The organism is Arthrobacter sp. efr-133-TYG-118 (genome assembly GCF_030209755.1).
Taxonomy (GTDB): Bacteria; Actinomycetota; Actinomycetes; order Actinomycetales; family Micrococcaceae; genus Arthrobacter.
On record NZ_JARVRH010000015.1, the window covers coordinates 87,292 to 106,996 of the forward strand.

Below are 19,705 nucleotides of genomic sequence, written 5' to 3' on the forward strand. Positions count from 1 at the left end.
CCTCCTTCAGTACTTACTAGTCCAGCAGGGCGATGATCGCAGTGGGTGCGTCCTCGCCGCGCTCGGCCAGCTCTTCGAACTCGTTCACGCCGTTGATTTCAACACCCATGGAGATGTTGGTGATCTTTTCCAGGATCACTTCGACCACCACGGGAACCTTGAACTCGTCCATGAGTGCCTTGGCCTTGTCGAACGCGGCAGGCAGGTCGGACGGGTTCTCCACGCGGATGGCCTTGCAGCCGAGGCCCTCGGTGACCTTGACGTGGTCCACGCCGTAGCCATTGGTTTCCGGGGAGTTGATGTTCTCGAACGCCAGGGACACGTTCTGTTCCATGTTGAAGCCGCGCTGCGACTGGCGGATCAGGCCCAGGTACGAGTTGTTCACCACCACGTGGATGTACGGCAGGTTGAACTGTGCGCCCACGGCCAGTTCTTCGATCATGAACTGGAAGTCGTAGTCACCGGACAGGGCAACAACGGTCTCGTCCGGCTTGCCGCGGACAACGCCCAGGGCGGCCGGGCATGTCCAGCCCAAGGGGCCGGCCTGGCCGGCGTTGATCCACTTGCGCGGGCCGAAGACGTGCAGGAGCTGCGCGCCGGCGATCTGCGAGAGGCCGATGGTGGATACGTAGGTGGTGTCCTTGCCGAACGCCTTGTTCATCTCTTCGTACACGCGCTGCGGCTTGATCGGCACGTTCTCGAAGTGGGTCTTGCGCTGCAGGGAACCCTTGCGTGCGGTGCACTCGGCAACCCACGCGGAGTAGTCCGGCAGGGACTTGGCTGCCTGGCGCTCGCGTGCCAGCTCGATCAGCCCGTCCAGCGCCGCACCGGCGTCGGACGCGATGCCGAAGTCCGGCGAGAACACGCGACCGATCTGGGTGGGCTCGATGTCGATGTGCACGAACTTGCGGCCGGCCGTGTAGGTGTCCAGGCCGCCCGTGTGACGGTTGGCCCAGCGGTTGCCGATGCCGATCACGAAGTCAGAGGCCAGCATGGTCTCGTTGCCGTAGCGGTGCGAGGTCTGCAGTCCCACCATGCCGGCCATCAGCTCGTGGTCGTCCGGGATGGTGCCCCAGCCCATGAGGGTGGGGATGACCGGAACGTTCAAGAGTTCGGCCAGCTCAACCAACTGCGCGGAGGCACCGGCGTTGATGATGCCGCCACCGGCGACGATCAGCGGGCGCTCGGCTGCGGTGAGCATGTCCAGTGCCTTTGCCAACTGATTGCGGCTGGCCTTCGGCTTCTCGACGGCAATGGGCTCGTACGCGTCGATGTCGAACTCGATCTCGGCCATCTGCACGTCGAACGGCAGGTCCAGCAGGACCGGGCCCGGACGTCCGGAACGCATCAGCTGGAAGGCCTTCTGGAAGGCGCCCGGAACCTGGCCCGGTTCCAGGATGGTCATGGCCATCTTGGTGACCGGCTTGGCGATGGACTCGATGTCCACGGCCTGGAAGTCTTCCTTGTGCAGCTTGGCAACGGGCGCTTGGCCGGTGATGCAGAGCATGGGGATGGAATCTGCCCAGGCTGCGTACAGGCCGGTGATCATGTCCGTTCCTGCCGGGCCCGAGGTGCCGATGCAGATACCGATGTTTCCGTCCGCTGCACGGGAGTAGCCGTCAGCCATGTGGCTGGCGCCTTCAACGTGGCGGGCCAGCGTGTGGCGGATGCCGCCGTGTGCCCGCATCGCGGAATAGAAGGGGTTGATTGCCGCGCCTGGCAGGCCGAACGCCTCGATGGCGCCTTCCTTTGCCAAAATGGCGACGGCTGCGTCTACAGTGCGCATCTTCGTCATGGTGTGCTCCTTGAAAAGTCTGTTTTGCCCGCTACGGGCGGTTTTTGGGTGTGTCTGGGGGAGCCGGCGTCGGAAGTGCCCGACGCCGGCTGTTGGTTTTTGCTTGTTTCCGCCTTTTGGGGCGGGCGGCTTAGCTGTTTACTTGCGGCCGGAGAGCTGGAGGACCTGCTTGAAGAGGCCGGAGTGGTCGAGTCCGCCGTCGCCCTGGTTGACAGTGGCGGCGACGAGCTGTGCGACGACGGCGCCGAGCGGGATTGCGACGTTGGCTTCGCGGGCTGCGGAGGTGACGATGCCGAGGTCCTTGTGGTGGAGGGCCAGGCGGAAACCGGGGTCGAAGTTGCGGTCGAGCATCTTCTGGCCCTTCTGGTCGAGGACCTTGGAGCCGGCCAAACCGCCGCCGAGGACCTTGAGGGCTGCGTCCGTGTCCACGCCGTAGGCCTCAAGGAAGGCGATGGCCTCGCCGAGGACCTCGATGTTCACGGCCACGATCAGCTGGTTCGCTGCCTTGACGGTCTGGCCGGAGCCGGAGGGGCCGACGTGGATGATTGTCTTGCCGACGGCGTTGAGGACATCCTGTGCTGCTTCGAAGTCGGCCGCGTCGCCGCCAACCATGATGGACAGGACGGCGTCGATGGCGCCCTGCTCGCCACCGGAGACCGGGGCGTCGAGCGGGCGGATGCCGGCTGCGACGGCGTCTGCGGAGAGGCGGGCCGCGACGTCCGGGCGGATGCTGCTCGCGTCGATCCAGAGGGTGCCCTTCTTCGCGTTGGCGAAGACACCGTCCGGGCCGCTGACGACACCTTCGACGTCGGGGGAGTCCGGCACCATGGTGATGACGACGTCGGCGTTCTTGACGGCATCGGCGATGCTTGTGGCACCCTTGCCGCCTTCGGAGACGAGCTTGTCGATCTTGTCCTGGCTGCGGTTGAAACCGGTGACGGTGTGGCCGGCCTTGACCAGGTTGATGGCCATGGGAAGGCCCATGATTCCGAGTCCGATAACTGCAACGTTGCTCATGATTTTCCTTACTGAAGTCTTTTTAGCTCAGGTGTGCTGGACCCAACTAGCTCGCAGTTGTTGTCGTTTTGAGGGCTCTAAACGACAACAACTGCTACTCAGTTGGGCGGGTTCGCTAGTGGGAGGTGGCGCGCTGGCGGATGGCCCAGCTGAAGGCCGTTTCCTGCGGTTCCTTGTATTCGAGGCCGATGTAGCCTTCGTAGCCGAGTTCGCGGCTGCGGGCGATCCATTCGCCGAGGGGAAGCTCGCCGGTTCCGGGAGCCCCGCGGCCGGGGTTGTCGGCGATCTGGATGTGGCCGAAGTCCTTGGCGTGGTTCTCGATGACGGCTGCGACGTCGTCCCCGTTGACTGCCAGGTGGTAGAAATCGGCGAGGAGCTTAACGTTCGTGGCGCCGGATTCTTCCTTGACGCGGGCGATCACCTTGAGGGCGTCGGCGGCCTTGAGGAGCGGGTACTTGGGCGCGCCGCTGACGGGCTCGAGGAGGACGGTGCCGCCGATACGTGCGACGCCGTCTGCTGCGCTGGCCAGGTTTTCGGCGCCGATGGCGTCCTGCTTCTGGGCCGATTCGCCGTCTACGCGGTTGCCGTAGAGGGCGTTGAAGGCCTTGCAGCCGAGACGCTCGCCGATGCCTGCGACAACGTCGATGTTGTCCAGGAATTCGGAGGAGCGGGCGGGCCAGGAAACCAGGCCGCGGTCGCCGCCCGGCATGTTGCCGGCGTTGAAGTTCAAGCCGGTGAGCTGAACGCCAGCGTCTTTGATGGCGTTCTCGAACTCGGCTACCTGGGCGTCCGACGGGACGGAGGTCTCAAAGGGCCACCAGAATTCGACGGCGTCAAAGCCCGCAGCCTTCGCGGCCGCTGGGCGCTCGAGCAGGGGCAGCTCCGTCAGGAGGATGGAGCAGTTCACTGTGTACGTCATCGTAGGTGTCCTTCCGGGGGAGGGCTTGGGATCTATCTTCCGCTTGGCTTGTTCTCTAGGGCTAGTTCGCCCTAGTAAGTTTCCGCTTTGTGGAATTTAGATTCTGCTTTATGAAAAGTTTAGGGAAGGGGGGGGTCGGAGTCAAGGGGTGTTCCGTGGGGAGGGGGTTTGGGATACCAAGTGGCGCTGTTGGGTGCGCTGGGAGGGGGAGGCTGGCTACGACCCTTGGATTCATGGCGCTGGATGACAACGGAGAGGCTACGCGGGGCGAGGGTGCGGAGGACGTGAGGTCGAATCTACGTTGGCCTGAGCATAAGGAATAGTCGGGTTTCCATCTACGTGTTGCCACGCTTCCGTCTACGTGTTGCCACGTTTGACCACTTAGATTCGACGACGGCACCACTTAATTCGTCGTTTTCAACACTGAGTCGCCATTTTCGCCCTTAGCCTTCCTCTACGGGTTCCGATTTCAAACCGGAACCACAGATGGATTGGGGGATTCATGGAAAATCGCGTCTTGATTGCTCGGGAAGTCCTAGTGGCAGCGTCAGCCACGGAGCCCTTGTTGCTTCCTGGGCCCGAAAAAGATGCCTTTGAAGCCTACAAACAAGGCGAACGCGCATGCGAACCCTAGTTATCCCTGTCGCCCAAGGGGCCGTAGCTGACTTCTCTGCGACGGCCGCTCGGGCCCCCATCCCCCGAGAAAGGTTCCGATAGTGATCCTTTCATCAACTATCCGCAGGACGGCCACAGCCTTCGTGCTCGCGTGTGTCGCTGGCAGCACTATTGTCGGGCTCCTTCACCAACCGAAGACGCCACCGCTTGCCTGGACCTCCTTGGCTCTTGGCGCGGTTGCCCTGGTCCTAGTGCTCACAACAAAGCGAAGTCCGAAGCGCGATGCTGGTCTGTTCGCGATCGGCGGGATGGGTAGTGGCGTTTTCATGGCAGCGTCGACCGTTAGCTTCCCCGGGTCGCTTCCGATATGGCTTTGGACGATCGGCGCGATCTGTCTTGGAACCATGACTCTTGTCGTCGATCCGGAGGCGACCCAAAACAAATCCGTCAGTCGTCTCTAGGCATCGGCGATGGGAAGGCTGTTCGTTCTCGGGCTGGCGCTGGTCCTGTTCGTGGAATGTCTTAGCTGGGGCCGAGAGCGGGCTCCTCCGTACTTGTAGTAAAGGACTCGCGAGCCGCGCTCCCGGACTAATTCCGTGCGATCGGCTCAGGGTGGAGAACATGTTCGATATTCATGTCTGACCAGAAAAGCGGTTGGAATTCCAAGGCCGACCGGTAATTGAGAATGGGGAATCGAATGAAAATGGTTAGGAATGTAAGGAAGGCAGTCGCGGCAGGCGCGCTGACGACACTCATGGCAATTGGGGCGGCATCGGGAGCGCAGGCCACTAGCGCGTCGGGCACCGCGTATTTCGATAACGGGCAACCGATCACGGCAAATATGTGGATCCAGCCGGTTTCAAATGGCGGCTGTGGGAGTTTTTCCTCGTCGGCGGTGATGAACGTATCACCTAATTGGATCCGCAACACGACCTCGTTCTACCAGTACGGAGTCGGGTCCATCAGCATCACGGGTGTCAATGTATCGGGATCGGGAACCAGCAATCCGGCGACACTTCAGTGGACCAACAGTAACGGCGCTCGTGGATCCTATTTGAGTGGCACTGTCTGCATGGGTTGGGGGGCGTTCTACCTAGGTGCGGATGTGGCGGCCACTGCGTACTACTACGGCAATTTGCGCACTGCGTCCGCGCACGTATGACGAAGAGATCGGCACTGCAGTAATGAAAAGAGGCCCGGGTATATGTCGTCGAAACTTGCAGCCCACACGAAGCGCCAAACTATTGGCGGTGCTAATCGTGGCTATGCTCTGCCTGCCTGCCTGCAGTGCCGGTCTCTCCGCGCCGGCTAACGATGTTTCTGCCATGCAAGAAGACTTGAAGAAGCTCCAAGGAATCAACGGCCTCATAAGGATGCCCGAAGGGGAGGGCCAAGAGCGTGGGGATCTGTACACCACCGCGTTGTACTCCGCGGACCTTGGTTCCTACCTGCTGGCCGCAGACAACGCCAATAGGACCGTCCGCGAGGCGCTCAGCGAGCAGACCGCGACCGACCTGCCGACGCTTTGGTCGGCGCTCAAGTTAATTAGGGCTGCCGGCGCAACTTTGCCTGCCGAATTGGATGCGAGATTGGCTAACGCCGCGATTCCTCCGAGGCAGCAGGATGTAGGCGCCGAGATCGCCGCGCTCTGGTTTTGGGTCGATATCGGTAGGATGCAAGGCTGGTCCGCGATCGGTGGAAAGTCCTTTGGGGAAGAAGAGCTCGTGCGGCTTAGGGCAATTGACGTCAACTCGATCACGAACAAGCCATATCTTGTGTGGCGTCTCTTCGATTCCTATTCGGCTCTGCAAAAGCAGAAACCCAGCGAATTGGAACGAGCGTTGAAAAACGTGGAATACAAGAAGCTCCCTGGCGACTATGAGTCGACCCTTGACTTTCAAGCCGCTCTTGAAGCGAGAGTAACGCTTGGAAAGGATCTCGTCGTTCCAAACAATGCTAAAGACCATATCGTTGGGCTTCTGGATTCAAGCCAGGTGCATGACGACGTGCTGATCGCCTCAATGCTCCGTTCCCTGGAGTTGCTGAACGCGCAGGCCGAAGCACAACGACTTATCAAGGACCGTATTGCACCCAGAGTCGACCAGAAGACTGGACTTATCCGCTCAGCGACTCTCGCCAAAGGGTCAGTCCATGGGACTTATCTTGCCGCGAGACTCCTCGACACGAACTTTCCAGAACTCGCAAGCGAGCGAACCCGAGACGAACTGGAACGGGTGCTGAAGGCGCCCGAAACCGATCTGATCACTCAGCTCAAGGCGCTTGTGGCACTTAAGCGCTCCGGCTCCTCGTCCTGGGGGAGCTACGGTGCCGTCATCGAGCGGGGACGGGCAGCGCTTCCGGCCGCCGTGACATTCGCAAATCTCAGCGGGTACATCGAGTTGGTGGACGTTCTGGTGCAGCTTGAGCCCAGTGCCCGGTTGGGGCGACTGGAGGCGTTCGATGCAGACCCCGGAGTTGAAGATCTACTCTCCGGCGCCCTGATGGCGCTCTCTAACTCCATGTACTTCTCAAACAGCGAAGAAGTGAGATCAATGTTTCCGGCCGTCCAGTCCGCTCTCCCGCAGCTCATCGGTTCACCCAAGGGAAACGGCCTGAACTATTTTCGAGCGTTGACCGCCATGACGAACGCAAGTCGCTCCGGACTTGGATCAAACGACTTCGACAAGGCGGCCGAGGGACTCCGGACTCTCAAAGGCTGCGAAGAATTCCCATCCTTGTATCGGATGGAAGCAGAAAAGGCGTCCCCGTGTAGCCTCTCGCTTTCAGCCGCCATGATCGCGGTCCCGGGTGCCTACGACTTCGGGGAGAACAAATGACCTCGGTACTCCGTCTTGAGGACATCGCCAAGTCTTTTGCGGGTGAGCGCGGGACTCGACAGTTGGTCCTTTCTGGAATCAGCCTGAACGTTGAGGCCGGTGAAATCGTCTGGCTGCGAGGCGAGTCAGGTTCGGGGAAGTCAACGATCCTCAATATCTCCGGACTTCTGTCAACCCCCGATGCCGGCAAAGTGTGGATCAACGGTGATGACAGAACCAATGCATCGTCACGGACGGCGAGTCTTGTCCGCTCGAGCCAAATTGGAATGGTGTTCCAGAGCAGCAACCTAATGCCCGAACTTACGGCGTTGGAAAATGTTCTCCTTGCCAGCAGCCAGCCCATGACACGCGCAACGATTACGGCGCAGTTGGATCGCTTCGGCCTTGCGGCGGTCGCTGATCGGCAAGCGAAGAGGCTTTCCGGCGGGCAGCAGCAAAGAGTCGCGTTTTGCCGCGCACTGATCAACCAACCGTCACTACTACTAGCAGACGAACCAAGTTCGGGTCTTGACTCGACAAATACTGAAGCCATCCTTGACGCCATGCGAACGGGCGCCAGCGGCGGGTGCGGTGTCCTCGTCGCTTCGCACGACGAAGTCTTCCAACACGTGGCCCACCGTCAGCTTCCGATGAAGGAGTTGCTCATTGAACAGAAATAGAGTCTTTGCTGCGAGGTCAGTGCGGCTTTCTCTATCTAAATTGAGGCCGCTCGCGGTACTGATGAGTCTTGGCATTGCGGTATTCATTTTCGCCGACAGCATCGTGGGGGCCGGCATAAGTTCATACTCAAACAAGATCACCACTAACTCTGCCCTGAATTATGTTGAGGTAACTTCAGTAGGTCCAGACTCAGCTCGCGAGATCACCGACGATTCGTTGTCCCGCTTTGACCGAATCGATCATGTGGTGGGGTCCTCGGGCTGGGCACAAATTGACCTCGCCATAGAGGATCCTGCGAATTGGCCATCTCCGAACAACCCCGGTGCGTTCATGGGGACGCCATTTATCAGCGGAATCACCCCAAAAGTGCTGCTCGGAGAGATGCCCGGAGGCGGCCCTGGGGAAGGCCAGATCCTGCTCCCCGACAAGGGACAGGGCCAGAAATATGCTCAGCTGCTCGGCAAGGAAATGAACTTCGTGTACACGAAGGAAATCGGCCCAGGCAACGGGGAACCCGTGTCCATTTCTCTCCTTGTGTCAGGTATCTATGACAACTCGTCGCCGGGTACGGATGGTGCGCAGGCTGCATACGTATCCAGCAAGGTACTCAAGTCAGCACTCGCCAACGCCCGGCCGGATACCAAAGCGTCAACCTATCCGCGCGCATATGTTCGCGTTGACTCAGCAGACGAAGTGGTCAATGTACAAAACCAAGTCCGAGCGCTCGGATACTCAGTGAACAGCGTTGCGGGCCAAATCCGGTCCCTCTCAGGCCTCTTCGCTCTTCTCGCCCTTGTCAGCTGGGTGATCGGTGGGTTCTTGATCATCTTCTGCCTCGGGGTCGGAGTGTCTGTTGGTGGCAGTTGGATCAAGCAGAGAGCTCGCGAAGTGGGTCTCCTCAAAGCCATCGGCTGGTCGGGGGCCTCGATAGCCGGGGTTTATCTGGTCGAGTTGGCCGCAGTGGGTCTGATCATTAGCGTTGTGGGAGCGCTCCTGGGGACACTTTGCTCCATCCTAGGAACGGCGGTCTTCAGCGGCCTGCAGCTCGATCTCTTGCCGGTGGCTGCGTGGGCAATGCCGAACTGGCTGCTCGTGCTCGGAGCACTCTTCTGCGTGCCTTTTTTCTTGTGCCTTGGAGCCGTTGGCCACGTCGCAAGACTCGCTCGGCTCGACGCGGATTCCTCGCTGAGGGACCTGTAGATCCCCCTAGTGCCCCAGACTCCGAGCAAAGCGCGCGACCGCGTTTTCCGCCGTCGGGACCGGTCCGAATATTTCGGCTTGGCGCGAAGTGTCCGCGACGTATTTGCCGGTCTCGAACCAGGCGAGCATGGAGCTCATGTCCTTGACCATAGGGACAAAAGGTCCCATTAACGCGCCGAGCGCGTGAACCAGCCCGGACGGCATCGAGCGGACGCGGACCTGTCCACCCGCAAAAGTCGAAGCGATGTCGGCGATATCCTGCATGCTGACAGCTCGGTCCCATCCGATGTCGATCCGCTCGCCGTCGGCGACGTCCGCGTCGACCGCGGCGGCGAGGTAGACGGCGAGGTCCGAGGTGAGAACGAAGGTAAGCGGGACGGTCTTGGTGCCGAACCACGTGAGGCGCTTCTTCTCGAACGGGTCTCCTCCCATCTGGGTGATCTGGTCGAGAAAAGCGCCGGGGCGAAGGGCGACAAACGGGACACCCAGTTCCTCCAGCTTGTCTTCCGTGAGTTTCTTGTGCCAGAAGTGCGGGACGTTCGGTGTCTGGTCTGAGGTGAGGATGCTGACCAGAATGAATCGCCTGACACTCGTCCGGCTCGCAGCGACGGCCAGGTTGGTGTTGCCTGTGGTGTCGATTTCCAGGGCCCGTTTGTCGCGACGGGTGTACCCGGCCGCAGAGGTGATAACGGCGTCGACCCCTGTCATTGCGGCGATGAGGGAGTCGAGGTCGAGCATGTCGCCGCGGGCAATCTCGACACCTTTGGCCTCGAGCTTGCTCGCATCCGATCCTGGCCGCACTAAGGCCCGGACGCTCTTTGCCCTTGCGAGCAGTTCATCGACCACTTTGCCGCCGACATGGCCGGTGCCGCCGACGACGAGGACCGGTTTGGTTTCAGCCATGGGTACTCCTTCATGATTGGTTGGTTGGCCACCGGCCTCGAAGCGCTGCGGTCAACTGACTCGGTGAGTTCTCCGAGCCCGATGACAGCACTGTCACAGTTCCCATCCATCAAGTGTGTCACCGCCGATGCGGGGTGAAACTGGGTCCGAGTGCGCCGCCACCCAGCTGACAGGTGCTACAGGTAGGCCTTGACGCTGGCGCGAAGAGCGTCCGCGTGTTCGTAGATGTCTTCAAGGGAGTCGATGGGCACACGCCTTTCCTCTTTGTGTTCGTCGAAGAGTCCGATGTACTTCTGTGCTCGGTTGAAATGCAGGCGCGCTATCGGCCTGCGGTTATTGTCATCTAGGAGTACGGCGAAGTACGACTTGGCGTCGCGCTGGAAGACCCTTGAGGGCTTGACGTCGCTGCAAACGATCGCCCGGACAATCTGGTATCCCTCGATTTCTTCGAGCGTGGTCTCAATACCATCGGCTTCGGCGAGGTCGGATTCAACGACCGGCTCACTCGTCACCGTCGGAAGAATTGCCGAATCGTCGACCTGAGTAAAGGTCTGAGAGCCGAGGGCTTTCTTAAGACGTTCATTAGCCTGATCATTGAGGAACTGCTTCGATGCCTTTCTGACGAGCGAAGTGAACTGTTCGCGCACGCGCTGCGTATAAGGGCCGGTATACACCCGTGTGGTCAAGAACTTGACCCACTCGTCTTCAGGCTCGCGGAACTGGGCAGCTAGGGTCCGTTTTAGCTCGCCGATGTATTTCAGTTCGCCAGCTGCGTTGATGATCGAGTCCAGATCGAAGACATCTTTTGAGAGTTTCTGGAGTTCCGGCAGGAGCGAATCATCGATCTCATTGAGATCCAGCACCAGGAACGGCTTTTCGTCCATACGGTTCGGAGCATCGAGATCAGTAAAAAACTGATACACCTCGCCGTTTGTGAGTATGGCGATCCGTGCATTTGTGACTGCAAAATAGCGGAACAGCTGAGAAGCGTGTTCGATCCTCACTGGTCCGATGGATTTCTTACACTCGATGAGGATCTGTATCTCGCCATCCTTCACGATGGCGTAGTCGATCTTCTCGCCTTTCTTGATCCCTACATCCGCCGTGAACTCGGGCACGACCTCAAGTGGGTTGAAAACGTCGTAGCCGAGGATCGTTGAGATGAACGGCATGACGAATGCGTTCTTCGTTGCTTCCTCGGTCTGAATAGCCTCGCGCTGCTGACGCACCTTTGCGGCAAGCGCCGAGAGCCGTTCTGCAAATTCCATGTGTCCCCCTTGACCAATCCCGACATTGAGCCAACCGTAGACCAGCGCCACAAAGAGATCACGGAAGTTGGGCGTGTCTGTTTACACCCCAATTAAACGGAGCAGCCCCTCCCCAATTTCCTGCCCGATCCGCCGCAACAGTTTCGCCGACAACACCGGATCCTTCGAGGAGTCCCGGTCGGTGTAGTCCGCCAGCGTGTAGACATGCGAAAGCGACATCTCGGACCACCGCTCCTGAGGCAGCAACGAGCGGCCCGCGACGGCGATGATCGGCCGGGTGCCCGAGCGGCGCGCAACGGCGGCCGGCAGCTTTCCGGCCAAGGTCTGCTCGTCGATGCTGCCCTCGCCGGTGATGACGACGTCGCAGCTGTCCTTACGGGTGTCGAAGTCCAGGAGGTCCAGGAAGTAGTCCGCCCCGGACACCTGCGAAGCACCCAGAAACAGGCAAGCAAAACCGATCCCGCCGGCGCTTCCAGCGCCGGGATGCTCGGCACAGGAAACTGCATCGTCAAACCCGCCCGAAGCAAGCACAGAGACAAAGTGCGCCAGACCGGCGTCGAGCGCTGCGACATCCTGAACCGAAGCGCCCTTCTGCGGGCCGAACACCTCAGGCGCACCATCCGGCCCGCACAGCGGGTTGTGCACGTCGCTCGCAACGATCAGTTCAGTATCGGCCAGCCTGGGGAGGGACGCCCCGAGAACGGAATGAACCAGGCCAAGATTCCGCCCGTTGCCCTCCAAAGAAAGTCCGGAAGCGTCGAGGAAGCGGAAGCCCAGAGCGGTGAGCATGCCCATTCCTCCGTCGCTGCTGGCGCTGCCTCCCAGCGCCAACACGATCCGCGCTGGCTTCAACGAAAGCGCAAAGAGAACAGCCTCGCCAAAGCCGCGGCTCGACGCATCGAGCGGCAGAAGCCGCCCGTGCGGCAACAGGCCCAATCCGCAAGTGTTCGCTACCTCCACAACAGCAGTGACGCCGTCGAACGCGATGCTCGCACGGACAGGCTGGCCAGTCGGGCCCGGAACCACCAAAGCATGGCGGCCGAAGCCGGAGGTGACTGCGGCATCGACGCTGCCGTCACCTCCGTCCGCCAGGGGCAACAGTTCACAGTGGACCGCTCCCGCGGAACGGATCCCTGCTGCCAGGACGTCCGCGACCTCGCCGGCAGTGAGGCTGCCTTTGAACTTGTCGGGCGCGATGAGGACGGTCTTCGGGGCGGTTGCGTTACTCATGTCAGATGGACTCCGAATAGGCGGGATGGCGATCGGCGGCCTGAAAGGGCTCGACGGCGGCAGCCGGCGCCGGCGCCTCAGGCACCTCAACCGGCTCCACAACCTCGCCGGCGAAGACGCGGCGGACGCGATCGGCGTCGAGGGTACGGTCCCACCACGCGATGAACAGGGTGGCGACGGCATTGCCGGTGAAGTTCACCAGGGCGCGGCACTCGGACATGAACTTGTCGATGCCGAAGATAAGCATGATGCCCGTGGCCGGGATGGTGCCGATGGTAGCCAATGTGGCAGTCAGGGCGATGAAACCGCCGCCCGCAACCCCGGCAGCACCCTTGGACGTAAGCAGCATGACGGCGATGAGGCCCAACTGCTGGCCGATGCTCAAGTGCGTGTTGGTGGCCTGGGCGATATACACGGCGGCCAGGGAAAGGTAGATCGCGGCGCCGTCGAGGTTGAAGCTGTAGCCGGTGGGAACAACGAGCCCAACCGTCTCCTTCTTGACCCCCGCATGCTCGAGCTTGCGCATCAGGCCCGGCAGCGCCGGTTCGGCGGTCGAGGTGCCCAGGATGATCAAGTATTCCTCTTTGAAATGCCGGATCATCGTGAAGATGTTCAGCTTCAGGAACGCCATGACGGAGCCGAGGACCACCACCACAAAGAGGATCGAGGTGATGTAGAACAGCGCGATCAGCCCACCCATGCTCGTCAGGGAGGACACGCCGTACTTGCCGACTGCAAAGGCCATGGCACCAAAGGCGCCCAGCGGCGCGGCCTTCATGATGAAGCCCAGGATCTTGAACATCACGCCGGTGAGCCGCTGCACGCCGTCGAGCACGGGCGCGCCGAGCTTGCCCATCGCGTTCAACGCGATGCCGAAGACGACCGCGATGAAGATGATCTGGAGAATGTCGCCGGCAATAAAGGGTTGCACGATGCTCGTCGGGATGATGTTGGTCAGGAATTGCCACCATTCCTGGTGCGCGCCGGCGTCGATGAGCTTGGCGGCGGCATCAGTGGTCTTGATGGTGCTGGCAGTAGCGTTGACGCCTTCGCCAAGCCGGAAGATGTTGATCGCCACCAGGCCGAACACCAGCGCACAAATGGTGCCGACCTGGAAATAGGTGAGGGCCTTCAGGCCCGTCATCCCGACCTTCTTCAGGTCCGCGACGCTCGCGATTCCGCCGACGATGGTCAGGAAGACGATCGGTCCGATGAGCATCCTCATCGCATTGACGAACGTGGTCCCGATCGGTTCCATGGCGATGCCCTCGGTCGGCGCGAGCCAACCGAGAAGGACGCCAATGAGAATGGCGGTCAGCACCCAGAAATACAGTTGCCGATACCAGCGGGTCTTGCGTGCCTTAGCTGCGCCGGCTTTGTTGATGTGTTCCATGATTCCTACCTCATTGTGGAATGTCTCTGGAGATGGTCTTTGTGGTGTGAAGCGTTGCGGTTAGTTAACGTACGACGGCGGCCGGCCAGCCGCCGTCGTACGTCACCGAAGGCTGGCGCTAAGCGGCGTCCCGAGGGCCCCGACGCGAGCTTGCGAGTGTTGGGAAGGGACCTCCGCGGTATGAGTAAGTGCCTTGATGATCGCTTCGGTAACGTCGTCCGTGTTGGCCTCGCCGCCGACGTCGCGGGTCAAGAACCCGGCGGCGGTGGTCTGCTCAATGGCGGCTTCCACCAGGCGGGCCTCTTCGTGAAGGCCGAAGTGGTCGAGCATCAGGGCTGCGCTGGCGATCGCGCCGATCGGGTTGCTAATGCCCTTGCCTGCGATGTCCGGCGCGGATCCGTGGACCGGCTCGAACATGCTGGGGAAGCGCCGCTCCGGGTTCAGGTTGGCGCTCGCGGCGAGGCCGAGGCTGCCGGCGAGTGCCGAGCCGAGGTCCGAGAGGATGTCGGCGTTCAGGTTGGACGCGACCACCACTGACAGTTCCTCGGGGTGGAGGATGAACTTGGCGCTCATGGCGTCAACCAGGACGCTCTCGGTTTGCACGTCCGGGTAGTCGAGGGCGACGCGGTTGAAGGTTTCGTCCCAGAGGACCATGCCGTACTGCTGGGCGTTGGACTTGGTGACGGACGAGACCTTCTTGACCGTGCGGGTCCGTGCGAGCTCGAACGCGAAGCGCATGATGCGCTCGCAGCCTTTCTCGGTGAACAGCGCGGTCTGTAGCGCGACTTCGTTGCCGGGGCCGCGACCGCTCAGGTTGCGGCCGCCGAGTCCGGCGTATTCGCCTTCGCTGTTTTCGCGGACAACGATCCAGTCGAGCTCCGTGTTGTCAGCCTTGCGGAGCGGGGACTGGATGCCCGGGAGGAATTTGACCGGGCGGATGTTGGCCCACTGGTCGAAGTTCTGCGTGATGTTCAGGCGCAGGCCCCAGAGGCTGATGTGGTCCGGGACGTTCTCCCAGCCGACGGCTCCGAAGTAGATGGCGTCGAAGTCCTTGAGGGCGTCCAGGCCTTTAGGGTCCATCATCTGGCCGGTCTTCTCGTAGTAGCCGCAGCCCCATGGGAACTCGGTCCATTCGAAGGCGAACCTGCCGTTGGAGTTCGAGGCCAGGGCGTCCAGGACGCGGCGGCCTGCGGAGACAACTTCCTTGCCGACGCCGTCCGCGGGGATCGATGCGATGCTGAATTTCTGGGTGGCGCTCATGCCTACCTCCTCGTTGAGTTTGTTAGCAGAGTCACACTGCCTTCCTCTTCAAGTAGACGGGCGGCGGGTAGGTGGCGTCCAAGACTTAGTTTCGATACGACTGATAGGTAGCACCTATTGGTTTGACTGGCTGTTGGTGCGCTCGGTGTGCTCCGCAGCGACTTTCAAGAACGCTTGGGCCGCGGGGGTGAGGTTGTCCTTGCGGCTGAGGACCGCGACGTCCAGATGGCTCACCGGTTCGATGAGCATTGTGCGTAGCCCGGCTTTGTGCGCTGTAGGAGCCCACGACGCCGGCATCACCGCGTGCCCGACGCCCGCCAGAACCAGGGGCAAGATTGAGGTCCGGTGGGCGACTTCGACGACGATCTCCACCTCGACGCCGTGCGCGAGGGCATCATCCACGAGCCAACGCATGAGGGAGCCGCGCTGGCTGGCAATGATGCGCTGGCCTCCGAGATCCTCCCGTTGGATGGCTGTTTGCTCGGCGCCAAAGACGTCAGCCTGCGGGTTGACGATCAGGATGAGCGGTTGCTTTTCGAGTTCGAGGACTTGGACGCCTGGAACCAGGATCGGCGTAGGGGAGCCTGCCAGCCCGATCTCGGTGCTGCCGTTCCGGACTGATTCGATCACTTCTTCGGGCGTGAACGCGGCACTGACGTTGAGCCGGACTGCGGGATAGACCTTGGCAAAGGCGGCAATCATGGACGTCAGCGGCTCGATGCCAGGGGAAGGCATGGTGATGATATCGAGACGACCGCTTCTGATGCCGCGGAGTGACTGGACCGCGGATTGCGCGGCGTCGAGATCCCGCATGACGAGGCGCGCCGGGCCGATCAGCTCCTTGCCGGCTTCGCTGAGGACTGCCCTGCGGCCGATGCGGTGGAACAGCGGAACGCCGAGCTCCTTCTCGAGGCTCGCGATGGTCTGCGAAAGCGAAGGCTGGGCGATAAGCAAATGCTCGGCAGCGCGGTTGAACCCGTCGTGGTCGACGACTGCGAGGAAGTACTTCAGTTTTCGCGTGTCCACGGTGCGGCTCCTCTGGCTGGGCGGACTTCCGGAACGATCGATAGCCTACGCCTATCAGAGCCTCGAGCGATGGCCGGGCTGTCTGGTGTTCTTCGCTGGGCCGCCCTAAAGAATCCGGTTCCTTCCCAAGATTTTTCGCCCGGGCGCGGTTCTCGGGCCTAATAATGTCAGTGGTCCCTGCGAGGATTTCCTTATGGCCGGGAACCGTGGAACACAGCTGATCGGAGCAGGCGCGCGTTCGGGCAGCGCGGGTCCGGAGGCTGTCCCGGATGTTGCCGTCCCGGGCGTCGAGGTGCGCGAGTTGATCGACGCCGTGAGATCGCTTCGGCCAGGCGCCGGCGGCACCGAACTGATCAACCAGTTGCGTGCACTGGAGGACCTGAAGTCCGCGGCCGCGGCCGCGGCCGCGCAGGCCAGGATCGCCGTCGCGTTCGATGCCGTCCAGCGCAGCGCCGAAGCGGCGGCCGGTGTCCCGGCCGACGAACGCGGGCGCGGCATCGCCGCGCAGGTGGCCTTGGCCCGGCGGGATCCTCGGCCCGCGGATCCCGGCTCCACGGACTCGCCAAAGCCCTCGTGGGCGAAATGCTGCACACCCTCGCCGCCCTCGAGTCAGGCCGGTTGAACGAATGGCGCGCCACCCTGCTGGTGAAGGAAACAGCCTGCCTGAGCGCCGAGGACCGCTGCGCCGTGGACGAGGAACTCGCCGCCGACACCGGGACCTTCGACGGTATGGGAGACCGGGCGATCATCGCCGCGGCCCGGACCGCTGCCTACCGGCGCGACCCCCGCTCCGTCACCCGGCGCGGCAGCCACGCCGCCGAGGAACGGCACGTCAGCCTCCGCCCCGCACCGGACACGATGACCTACCTGACCGCCCTGCTCCCCGTCGCCCAGGGCGTGGCCGTGCACGCGGCCCTGTCCCGGCACGCCGACACCCTCCGCTCCGGACGGGAAACCCGCAGCAGGGGGCAGATCATGGCCGACACCCTCGTCGAACGGACCACCGGCACCCCCGCAGGCATCAGCGGGGTGGAGGTGCAGCTCGTCATGACCGACCGCACCCTCTTCCAGGGCGATGCCGAACCGGCACGCCTGCCCGGCTACGGCATGGTCCCGGCCGCCTGGGCCCGGACGATGCTCACGACCGGCGAACCCGAGAGCGGTCAAGAACTGAAGCTGACCGTGGATGGTGCACTTGCCACCGAGCTTGAAGCACGCGGCTGCGATTTGGACGATCCGCTATGGTCGGCCAAGGTCCTTTTGGAACAGCCTCAGCTGATCAAGCAGGTACATCGCGACTATTTCGACGCCGGCGCCGCAATCGCCATCACCTCGAGCTATCAAGCCCTGCCCCAGGGATTTGCCCGGCGCGGCATTGCCGAGGCGGAAGCTCGCGGACGGTTCCGAGTATCGGGGCGACTACGTCCTCACCCAGCGCGAGTTTAAGGAGTTCCACCGGCCGCGGATTGGGGCGGTCGTGGCAAGGCTGTCGACGAAGCGTTAGCGCGCAGATCCGATCAGAACGTGCCGCCTCCCGTTTCACCCAGGGGGTACTCGCGCTGGAGTTCGGCAACCTTGGGATCGTCCTCGTCGGCTCCGTAGTCCGAGTTCCGGGTGATGTCCTTTCCGTCGGGGAGCTTCATCGCGCGGAAGACCAGCGATAGGACGGCGGCAACGATGAGGTTGATGGCGAACGCCACAACGGCGATGTAGACCTGCACGTTGGTGCCGGGGATGGCAGCGATGGAGCCGCCGAAGTTGGCCTTCGTCACGGGGTTGACCACGTTGTACGCCGCGATTGTTCCGTAGATGATCCCGGCGGTCCAGCCTGCGAAGAGCGCCCAGCGGTGGAACCACCTGGTGTACAGCCCTGCCACGATTGCGGGGAAGGTCTGCAGGATCCAGATACCACCGAGGAGCTGCATATTGATGGCGGCCGACTGGTCCATGGCGATCACGAAAATCAGCGCTCCGAACTTCACCACGAGCGAGGCGATCTTGGAGACCTTCGCTTCTTGCCGGGGGTCGGCGTCGGGCCGGATAAGGTCGCGGTAGATATTGCGGGTGAACAGGTTGGCGGCAGCGATCGACATGATGGCTGCCGGGACCAACGCGCCGATGGCGATAGCCGCCAAGGCGATCCCTGCAAACCACGCGGGGAAGTTGTCCAGGAACAGCTGCGGAACCACTAGCTGCGGATTGACGGCACCGTTCAAGTCAATGGGCTTGGTGCCCGCGGAGATCGCCGCGTAACCCAGGAGGGCCAGGAACCCGAGCATGAGCGAATACAACGGAAGAACTGCGGCGTTCTTGCGGATGGTGTTCCTGCTCTTGGTCGCCAGGACCCCGGTTACCGAGTGCGGGTACATGAACAGCGCCATGGCCGAACCAAGAGCCAGCGTCCAGTACGCCGAATAGCTTGCGGCACCAGGGATGAAGACGCCGGTTGGCTTGCCTGTGGCCGGACTGATGGCGTCGAGTTTGGTCTGGGCTGCACCGAAGATATTGTCCCAGCCCCCGAACTTGATGGGCAGGTAGATCACGGCAACGATGACCGCGAGGTAGATCAGGAGATCCTTCACGACGGCGATAAGCGCCGGCGCCCGCAGGCCCGAGGTGTAGGTATAGGCGGCCAGGACCACGAAGGCGATGATCAGCGGAAGGTCAGTCAGCAGCACATTCTGCGCGCTGCCGAGGCCCAACACCGTGAGCACCGCTTTGATGCCGACCAGTTGCAGCGCAATGTAGGGCATGGTTGCGACAATGCCAGTGAGGGCCACCGCAACCGTCAGTGCCCTGCTGCCATAGCGCCCGCCAACGAAGTCCGCCGGAGTGACGAACCCATGCCTGTGCGAGACCGACCACAAACGGCTCATCAGCAGGAACACAATCGGGTAGAGCACGATCGTGTAAGGCACCGCGAAGAAACCGCTCACGGCTCCGGTGGCCCACATTGCCGCCGGGACGGCCACGAACGTGTAGGCCGTGTAAAGATCGCCACCGAGAAGGAACCACGTCACCCACGTCCCAAAGCCGCGTCCGCCGAGGCCCCATTCATCGAGACTGTGCAGGCCTGTTTCCTTACCTGCGCGCCAGCGTGCGGCGAAGAAACCCAGGACCGCCACCAGGATAAAGAGGACGACGACGACGGTGAGCGCGACGCCGTTGACGGGCCGGTCCGCTGTGGTCGCCATTGGGACGGCGAGCATGCTCATTGTTCCTGCTCCTCAATGCGCGCGCCGCGCGCTGCCTCGCGGCGGCGACGGTCCTCTTTGGTCACCAGCCGGTAGGAGACGCCCACCATGCCCGCGGTGATCGGGACCCAGAGCATTTGGTACCAGTAGAAGAACGGCATACCTGCAAACCGCGGCTGATCAATTGAATACGCCGGGACGAGCAGCGGAACCAGAATGGCGATGGCCAGAAGGATTCCGGCCACAATATACGGACCGGGCCTTGCGGGCCCTCGGGTCGGCACATCGGGAGATGACATGGACGCCTCCTCATAGAGACGGCCCCCGGAGCGGGATGGGCTTCCCGGGACGTACCGGTGGCCTGGCAGACCGTACATATACCGGTCCA

Annotated in this window: 15 protein-coding genes and 1 pseudogene; 4 read left to right on the top strand and 12 right to left on the bottom strand. The window is 62.0% G+C overall.

Going from position 1 to position 19,705, the window contains the following annotated elements:
* Positions 1-16: 16 nt before the first annotated feature.
* The 4 genes from gcl to QRN59_RS14320 form a co-directional block, all read right to left on the bottom strand.
* Positions 17-1,795, bottom strand: a complete 1,779-nt coding sequence (gene gcl / locus QRN59_RS14305) for a glyoxylate carboligase (protein ID WP_284983168.1) — start codon at positions 1,793-1,795, stop codon at positions 17-19.
* A 138-nt stretch (positions 1,796-1,933) separates the two neighbouring features.
* Positions 1,934-2,812, bottom strand: a complete 879-nt coding sequence (locus QRN59_RS14310) for a 2-hydroxy-3-oxopropionate reductase (RefSeq protein ID WP_284983169.1) — start codon at positions 2,810-2,812, stop codon at positions 1,934-1,936.
* Positions 2,813-2,927: 115 nt separating this feature from the next.
* Positions 2,928-3,731 carry a hydroxypyruvate isomerase family protein gene (locus tag QRN59_RS14315; protein ID WP_284983170.1) on the bottom strand — a complete coding sequence of 268 codons (804 nt, stop codon included), beginning with the start codon at positions 3,729-3,731 and terminating at the stop codon, positions 2,928-2,930.
* 1,203 nt (positions 3,732-4,934) lie between these two features.
* Entirely contained in the window at positions 4,935-5,276 is a 342-nt protein-coding gene (locus tag QRN59_RS14320; RefSeq protein ID WP_284983171.1) for a hypothetical protein, read from the bottom strand.
* Positions 5,277-5,683: 407 nt separating this feature from the next.
* Between QRN59_RS14320 and QRN59_RS14325 the strand changes: the two genes are divergently transcribed.
* From QRN59_RS14325 to QRN59_RS14335, 3 genes are all read left to right on the top strand, one after another.
* Positions 5,684-7,183, top strand: a complete 1,500-nt coding sequence (locus QRN59_RS14325) for a hypothetical protein (RefSeq protein ID WP_284983172.1) — start codon at positions 5,684-5,686, stop codon at positions 7,181-7,183.
* Positions 7,180-7,842, top strand: coding sequence for an ABC transporter ATP-binding protein (locus QRN59_RS14330; RefSeq protein WP_284983173.1), 663 nt, complete (start codon positions 7,180-7,182; stop codon positions 7,840-7,842). The genes QRN59_RS14325 and QRN59_RS14330 overlap by 4 nt, the downstream gene beginning before the upstream one ends.
* A gap of 331 nt (positions 7,843-8,173) precedes the next feature.
* The gene (locus QRN59_RS14335; RefSeq protein WP_284983174.1) at positions 8,174-9,043 is read left to right on the top strand and encodes an ABC transporter permease; all 870 of its coding nucleotides are present in this window, start codon (positions 8,174-8,176) and stop codon (positions 9,041-9,043) included.
* A 6-nt stretch (positions 9,044-9,049) separates the two neighbouring features.
* Here QRN59_RS14335 and QRN59_RS14340 read toward each other — a convergent pair whose 3' ends face one another.
* From QRN59_RS14340 to QRN59_RS14365, 6 genes are all read right to left on the bottom strand, one after another.
* A complete protein-coding gene (locus QRN59_RS14340; RefSeq protein WP_284983175.1) occupies positions 9,050-9,946 on the bottom strand; it encodes an NmrA family NAD(P)-binding protein in 897 nt (298 codons plus the stop codon).
* Positions 9,947-10,122: 176 nt separating this feature from the next.
* On the bottom strand, positions 10,123-11,214 hold the full coding sequence (locus QRN59_RS14345) for a type I restriction endonuclease (RefSeq protein WP_284983176.1): 1,092 nt from the start codon (positions 11,212-11,214) through the stop codon (positions 10,123-10,125).
* Between the two features lie 81 nt (positions 11,215-11,295).
* On the bottom strand, positions 11,296-12,444 hold the full coding sequence (locus QRN59_RS14350) for a glycerate kinase (RefSeq protein ID WP_284983177.1): 1,149 nt from the start codon (positions 12,442-12,444) through the stop codon (positions 11,296-11,298).
* Position 12,445: 1 nt separating this feature from the next.
* The gene (gene dctA, locus QRN59_RS14355) at positions 12,446-13,837 is read right to left on the bottom strand and encodes a C4-dicarboxylate transporter DctA (protein ID WP_284983178.1); all 1,392 of its coding nucleotides are present in this window, start codon (positions 13,835-13,837) and stop codon (positions 12,446-12,448) included.
* Between the two features lie 102 nt (positions 13,838-13,939).
* Positions 13,940-15,097, bottom strand: a complete 1,158-nt coding sequence (locus tag QRN59_RS14360; RefSeq protein ID WP_284983179.1) for a tartrate dehydrogenase — start codon at positions 15,095-15,097, stop codon at positions 13,940-13,942.
* Between the two features lie 114 nt (positions 15,098-15,211).
* A complete protein-coding gene (locus tag QRN59_RS14365; RefSeq protein ID WP_284983180.1) occupies positions 15,212-16,123 on the bottom strand; it encodes a LysR family transcriptional regulator in 912 nt (303 codons plus the stop codon).
* A gap of 193 nt (positions 16,124-16,316) precedes the next feature.
* Between QRN59_RS14365 and QRN59_RS14370 the strand changes: the two are divergent.
* Positions 16,317-17,569: pseudogene (locus tag QRN59_RS14370) on the top strand (homocysteine S-methyltransferase family protein).
* A 71-nt stretch (positions 17,570-17,640) separates the two neighbouring features.
* Here QRN59_RS14370 and mctP read toward each other — a convergent pair.
* Complete coding sequence (mctP, locus tag QRN59_RS14380) at positions 17,641-19,338, bottom strand: monocarboxylate uptake permease MctP (RefSeq protein ID WP_284983181.1); 1,698 nt, start codon at positions 19,336-19,338, stop codon at positions 17,641-17,643.
* Positions 19,335-19,616 carry a DUF3311 domain-containing protein gene (locus QRN59_RS14385; protein ID WP_284983182.1) on the bottom strand — a complete coding sequence of 94 codons (282 nt, stop codon included), beginning with the start codon at positions 19,614-19,616 and terminating at the stop codon, positions 19,335-19,337. Before QRN59_RS14385 ends, mctP begins: the two co-directional genes overlap by 4 nt.
* Positions 19,617-19,705 lie beyond the last annotated feature (89 nt).